We start from the raw sequence: 6,691 nt of genomic DNA on the forward strand, positions 1-6,691 counted from the left end.
ATCCTGACCATGGCACTGACCCGCGAACAAATGGCCCAACGCGTCGCCCGTGAACTCAAAGACGGCTACTACGTCAACCTCGGTATCGGCATCCCCACCCTGGTGGCCAACTACGTGCCTGCCGACATGGACGTGATGCTGCAGTCGGAAAACGGCCTGCTGGGCATGGGCGAATTCCCCACCGAAGCCACCCTCGACGCCGACATGATCAACGCCGGCAAGCAGACCGTCACCGCCCGCCGTGGCGCGTCGATCTTCGACTCGGCGCAATCCTTCGCCATGATCCGTGGCGGCCACGTCGACCTTACCGTGCTCGGCGCCTTCGAAGTGGACGTGGAGGGCAACATCGCCTCGTGGATGATCCCCGGCAAGCTGGTCAAGGGCATGGGCGGCGCCATGGACCTGGTGGCCGGTGCCGACAACATCATCGTCACCATGACCCACGCCTCCAAGGATGGCGAGTCCAAGCTGCTGCCCAAGTGCAGCCTGCCGCTGACCGGCGCCGGTTGCATCCGCAAGGTGCTGACCGACCTGGCCTACCTGGAAATCGAAAACGGTGCCTTCATCCTGCGCGAGACTGCGCCGGGGGTGAGCGTCGAAGAGATCATCGAGAAAACCGCCGGCAAGCTGATCGTGCCGGACGATGTGAAGGAAATGACTTTCTAATCAAGCATCACCCGCCCTGTGGGTGCGGACCCGTGGGAGCGGGCTTGCCCCGCGATAGCGTCAGACCAGGTGCCACGATCGCCTGGTGGGGCGCTATCGCGGGGCAAGCCCGCTCCCACGACTCCGTTCCCACAGGGCTTTTGCGTTGCTTCAGTGTTGAAAATCAAAAAAACAAATAAAAGGAAAACCCCGTGGCCGCTGATATCCAAGACAGCCGCTCCGCCCGCTTTGCCCTGCGCTGCTCCAACTGGGCCGAACGCTGGTTCCCCGACTCCTGGGTGTTCGCCGCCCTGGCCGTGATGCTGGTGTGCCTGGGCGCGCTGGTGATGGGCGCCAAGCCCACCGACACCGCCAAGGCCTTCGGCGATGGCTTCTGGAGCCTGATCCCGTTCACCATGCAGATGGCCTTCGTGGTCATCGGCGGTTATGTGGTGGCCAGCTCGCCACCCGCCGCGCGGCTGATCGACCGCCTGGCGCGCCTGCCGAAAAACGGCCGTTCGGCCGTTTGCTGGGTGGCGCTGATTTCGATGCTCGCCTCGTTGCTCAACTGGGGCCTGTCGCTGGTGTTCGGCGGCCTGCTGGTGCGTGCCCTGGCCCGTCGCACCGACTTGAAGATGGACTATCGCGCCGCCGGTGCCGCTGCCTACCTGGGGCTCGGCGCGGTCTGGGCACTGGGCTTGTCGTCGTCGGCGGCGCAGTTGCAGGCCAACCCGGCCAGCCTGCCGCCGTCGATCCTGTCCATCACCGGGGTGATCCCGTTCACCGAAACCATCTTCCTCTGGCAGTCCGGGGTGATGCTGGCGGCGCTGGTGATCGTCTCGCTGGTGATCGCCTATGCCACCGCACCGGGGCCAAACAGTGCGCGCAGTGCGCAAGACTGCGGCGTCGACCCCAGCTTCAGCGCGCCGCCCGCGCCGCAGCGCACGCGCCCGGGCGAGTGGCTGGAGTACAGCCCGATCCTGATCCTGCTGCTGGTGGCCCTGGCCGGCGGCTGGCTGTACCAGGAGTTCGCCACCAAGCCTGCGATCACCGCGATCTCCGGGCTGAACACCTACAACCTGCTGTTCATCATGCTCGGCGCCTTGCTGCACTGGCGCCCGCGCAGCTTCCTCGATGCCGTGGCCCGCGCGGTGCCGACCACCACCGGGGTGCTGATCCAGTTCCCGCTGTACGGTTCGATCGCCGCCATCCTCACCCAGGTCAAGGGTGTCGACGGTGCGACCCTGGCCCACCACATCTCGGTGTTCTTCACCCAGATCGCCACCCATGACACCTACGCGCTGTTGATGGGGGTGTACTCGGCGGTGCTGGGCTTCTTCATCCCGTCCGGTGGTGGCAAGTGGATCATCGAGGCGCCCTACGTGATGCTGGTGGCCAACGACCTGCAGTACCACCTGGGCTGGGCGGTGCAGATCTACAACGCCGCCGAGGCGCTGCCGAACCTGATCAACCCGTTCTACATGCTGCCGTTGCTGGGCGTACTGGGCCTGAAAGCCCGCGACCTGATCGGCTTCTCGTTCGTCCAGCTGCTGGTGCATGTGCCGCTGGTGCTGGTGCTGCTGTGGGCGCTGGGTACGACCTTGCAGTACGTGCCGCCCGTGATGCCGTAAGGCTCGGGTAGTGCCAGGGAAGGGCGGTCATGTACCGCCCTTTTTTACGTTTCGATGAAGTATCGATAACGATTCGCATATGCGATTCGTTTTCATGTGAATGCCGCCCGGTCGGCAGCCAAGGACTTTCATCGAAACGAACAAGGAGAGAGGCAGCGATGTTCGCGCCCATCAGCCGTTCCATGGCCCTTACCCTGGGCCTGTGTGCCACCGCCGTCAGCCCGTTTGCGCAGGCAGAAGAGACCGAACCGCGGTCCGACGACAAGGTGCTGGAACTCGGCACCACCGAGATTCTCGCCCAGGGCCTGGGCAGCACCACCGAGCACAGCGGCTCCTACACCACCGGCAGCATGAGCGCGGCGACGCGCCTGAACCTGTCGATCAAGGAAACCCCGCAATCGGTCTCGGTGCTGACCCGTCAGCAGCTCGACGACTTCCAGCTCGACACGCTTTCCGAGGCTATGGCCCATGTCACCGGCGTGACCGTGCAGCGCAACGACTCCGAGCGGCCGACTTATTATTCGCGGGGCTATTCGATCAACAACTTCCAGATCGATGGGATGCTCAATACCTTCTCGAGCCTGAAGTCCGACTCGGACACCATCATCTACGACCGTATCGAGGTGGTGCGTGGCGCCACCGGCTTGACCACCGGGGCGGGCGACCCATCCGGGACCATCGCCATGGTGCGCAAGCGCCCGACCTCGCAGCTTGCGCTCAGCACTGGCGCCAGTGCCGGCAGCTACGACAACTACCACGGCTACCTCGACGTTGGCGGCCCATTGGGCCTGGAAGGGCGCCTGCGCGGGCGCACGGTGCTGGCCTACCGCGACAGCCAGTCGTTCATGGACAAATACGCCAGCCAGCGTGAGGTGGCCTACGGCATCCTCGAGGCCGACCTGACTGACAGCACCGTGCTTGCAGTGGGCTACGACTACCAGAACAAGCACGTACAAGGGGCCTCCTGGGGCACCGTGCCGTACTGGAACGCCACTGGCGGCAAGGCCGACCTGCCGCGCTCGACCAACCTGGCCGCGCCCTGGGCGTCCTGGCCGCTGAAAGACCAGACCCTGTTCGCCACCCTCGACCAACGCCTGGCCAACGACTGGCTGCTCAAGCTCGCCTATACCCATCGCGAGTCCGACAGCGATGGCAAGGTGTACTACGGCGGCAACGGTTTCCCCGCCGCCGACCGCAGCGGCATGAATGCCTGGTATCAGCATTTCAGCGGCGAAGAGCAGATGGACGCCATCGACTTCAACCTGGCAGGCCCTTATCAGCTGTTCGGGCGCAGCCACGACTTCATGGTCGGCTATGGTGAATCCGAGCGGCGCAACACGTCGCCCTACTTCATCAGAGGGCCACTGCCCGACGGTTACCAGAAGATCCCGGACTGGAAGTACATGAGCAACATCGCCAAGTTCCAGGACATCGATACCGGGCTCGATGAATCGCGTGACTCCACCAAACAGAAGGCCGGCTACATCGCCACCCGGCTCAACCCCACCGACCGTCTGCACTTCGTGCTCGGCAGCCGCTATGGCAGCTGGCAGACCGAGAGCCGCGAATGGGCGTACGACGAGGCGCAGAATGGCACCGAACTGACGCCCAGCAAGCAGACCCAGAACGACCAGTGGACGCCTTATGCCGGGGTGCTGTACGACCTCACCGAGCAGTACACCGTGTATGCCAGCTACACCGACATCTTCAACCCGCAGTCGGTACGCGACAAAAACCGCCAGTACCTCGAACCCATCGTCGGCAAGGTCTACGAAGTGGGCGTCAAAGGCAGCCTGATGGACGACCGACTCAACCTCAGCAGCGCGGTGTACCGCAGCAAACAGGACAACGTCGCCGAGCAGGACGATTCGGTACCGCCCAACGGCAACGAGGTGTTCTACAAATCCGGCGGCAAGGGCAATGTCGTCGAAGGCTTCGAGGCCGAGATTGCCGGCGAGGTGCGCCCCGACTGGCAAATGAGCCTGGGCTACAGCTACACCCACGCGGCCAACGCCGACAAGCAGCGCAAGAACCCCGAGCAGCCGCTGAACCTGGTGCGCTTCTCGAGCACCTACAAGTTGACACCGGCGTTGACCCTGGGCGGCACCCTGGACTGGCAGAGCGATACCCACAAGCAGGCCAACCGGCCAGTGGGGCGGGCGGCGAACGGTTCGATCATTACGGTGCGCGACGAGATCAGCCAGAAAGCCTTCTCGGTGGTGGGGCTGATGGCGCGGTATCAGTTCGACGAACACCTGTCGGCTTCGGTGAACGTGAAGAACCTGTTCGACGAGCACTATTACAACAACCTGGGCTTCTACAACGGGGTGTATCACGGCGAGCCACGGACGATGATGGTCAGCCTGGACTGGAAACTTTGAGGCGCGAGATCTGCCTGTTGGGCCTGGGTGGCATTTGATCGGGAATGCGCGGTATTAAATTGACGCAGGGATGATGTCAAAATAATATCGCGCCCCTCTCAATTACCACCGGCTTCCAAGGAAGGTAGATGGCGATCCATCAACGCCTTGCACAGAGGTTTACCCTGTGCGTCATGTTCTGCAGCCTGTTCAGCATTGACGCCTGGGCTTCCCCCGGCGATCAGGAATTGATCCGCGAACGGCAGAACCGCCTGCTCGAAGAGCAGCAGCGGCGCCTCGAAGAGTTGCGCAACCTGCCCGGCAAGGCCGAAGGCCCTGCGCCCCAGGAGCGCGCGCCGGCGCAGCGCTGCTTCGACATCCGCAGCATCGACCTCAAGGGCGCCGACAGCCTGTCGGCGGCCGACCGTGCGCAGGTACTCAAGCCCTTCATCGGCCAGTGCCTGGGCGTCAGCCAGCTCAACGACCTGCTCAAGGCCATCACCAACCTGTACCTGGAGCGCGGCATGGTCACCAGCCGTGCCTACCTGCCGCAGCAGGACCTTTCCGCCGGCCACCTGCAGGTACTGGTGGTGGAAGGCCGGCTCGAAGGCCTGCGCCCGGCCGAGGGCAGTGGCCTGTCCACCCGCGAGCTGGGCATGACCTTCCCCGGCAGCCGCGGCGAGTCGCTGAATCTGCGCGAGATCGAGCAGATGGTCGACCAGCTCAACCGCCTGCCGTCGAACCAGGCGCAGATGGAGCTGGCCCCCGGCAAGGCGGTCGGCGGCACCGAGGTGCTGGTGCGCAACCAGCCACAAAAGCCCTGGCGCGCCTCGTTGTCGCGCAACAACGAAGGCCAGCCCAGCACCGGCGAGCAGATGCTCAACCTAGGCCTTGAGTGGGACAGCCCGCTGGGCCTGGCCGACCAGTTGGTGCTGCGTGGCGGCCATGACGTGGTCAGCGACCACACCCAGGGTTCGAAGAACGGCATGCTCTGGTACAACCTGCCTTGGGGCTGGTGGAACTTCAGCTACAGCTACAGCGAGAGCGAATACCGCTCGCCGATCTTCGCCCAGGGCTTTGCCTTCAAGCAGAGCGGTGACAGCCAGAGCCACCAGTTGCGCGCCGAGCGCGTGGTGCACCGCGACGCCACCAGCAAGACTTCGCTCAGCGCTGGCATGTCCCACCTGCGCACCAACAACTACATCGAAGACAGCCGCCTGCGCGGCAGCAGCAACCGCCTCAGTGAAGCGCAGTTCGGCATCAACCATGGCCGGCGCCTGGGTAACGCTTTCGTCAACCTCGACCTGGGCCTGCAGCAAGGCACCGGCGCCTTCGACGCCCAGGACAACGGCCACCCGCGCCCGGGCGAGCCGGTGGCGCGCTACCGCAAGTACAGCGCCACGCTCAGCTTCATCCAGGGCTTCGAACTGTGGGGCGAGCAGTTGAGTTTCAGCAGCCTGGCCACCGGGCAGCACAGCGAGGACGTGCTGTTCAGCCCGCAGCGCATCAGCCTGGGGGGGCTGGGCTCGATCCGCGGCCTGCGCGAGCAGTCGCTGTCGGGCGACAGCGGCGGCTACTGGCGCAGCGACCTGCGCTGGACCCGGCCGGTCGCCTGGCAGCCGCTGCGCGCAGCGTTCAACCAGTACGGGATGGGCCTGGGCTACGACGTCGGGGTGATCAGCAATGACCGCTACAACGGCGAATTCCACGGCCGCGCCAGCAGCCATGCGCTGGAACTGTTCGCCCGGGGCGAGCACCTCGGCGCCAGCGTGACCTTTGCCCACACCCTGGAACGCCCCGGCGTGCTGACCGAGAAAGAACGCCCGGTGTTCTTCCGCCTCGACTTGTTCATCTGAACCCCTGATTCACGAGACCTGACATGGACGTTCGCCTCTTTGCCTTCCTGGGCGGCCGCCCCTCGGCCGCCATTCAGCCCCGTGAGCAGTTCTGCGGCCTGCCCAAGCGTGCCCTGGCCTTGCTGCTGGCCAACGTCATGTTCTGGCAGCCGCTGTGGGCCCAGGCCGAAGGCATCGCGGTCAGCGCGCCGGGCACCAA

4 protein-coding genes are annotated in these 6,691 nt (G+C 64.7%); all 4 read left to right on the top strand.

Annotated elements, in window-relative coordinates; translation table 11 throughout:
• Positions 1-9: 9 nt before the first annotated feature.
• The 4 genes from DM373_RS23080 to DM373_RS23095 all read left to right on the top strand — a co-directional run bounded on the left by DM373_RS23080 (position 10) and on the right by DM373_RS23095 (position 6,492).
• Positions 10-666, top strand: coding sequence for a CoA transferase subunit B (locus DM373_RS23080; protein ID WP_110995784.1), 657 nt, complete (start codon positions 10-12; stop codon positions 664-666).
• Between the two features lie 191 nt (positions 667-857).
• Positions 858-2,276, top strand: coding sequence for a short-chain fatty acid transporter (locus tag DM373_RS23085; RefSeq protein ID WP_110995785.1), 1,419 nt, complete (start codon positions 858-860; stop codon positions 2,274-2,276).
• A gap of 158 nt (positions 2,277-2,434) precedes the next feature.
• Entirely contained in the window at positions 2,435-4,657 is a 2,223-nt protein-coding gene (locus DM373_RS23090; protein ID WP_110995786.1) for a TonB-dependent siderophore receptor, read from the top strand.
• A 173-nt stretch (positions 4,658-4,830) separates the two neighbouring features.
• Positions 4,831-6,492: a ShlB/FhaC/HecB family hemolysin secretion/activation protein gene (locus tag DM373_RS23095; RefSeq protein ID WP_279630491.1), complete on the top strand. Its 1,662-nt coding sequence runs from the start codon at positions 4,831-4,833 to the stop codon at positions 6,490-6,492.
• The last annotated feature ends 199 nt before the right edge of the window (positions 6,493-6,691 follow it).

It is taken from the genome of Pseudomonas sichuanensis, from assembly GCF_003231305.1.
GTDB lineage: Bacteria > Pseudomonadota > Gammaproteobacteria > Pseudomonadales > Pseudomonadaceae > Aquipseudomonas > Aquipseudomonas sichuanensis.

Bases quoted from the DNA above. Each gene is read 5' to 3' on its own strand.
- DM373_RS23080 (WP_110995784.1), top strand. From the start codon at position 10: ATGGCACTGACCCGCGAACAAATGGCCCAACGCGTCGCCCGTGAACTC.
- DM373_RS23090 (WP_110995786.1), top strand. From the start codon at position 2,435: ATGTTCGCGCCCATCAGCCGTTCCATGGCCCTTACCCTGGGCCTGTGT.
- DM373_RS23095 (WP_279630491.1), top strand. From the start codon at position 4,831: ATGTTCTGCAGCCTGTTCAGCATTGACGCCTGGGCTTCCCCCGGCGAT.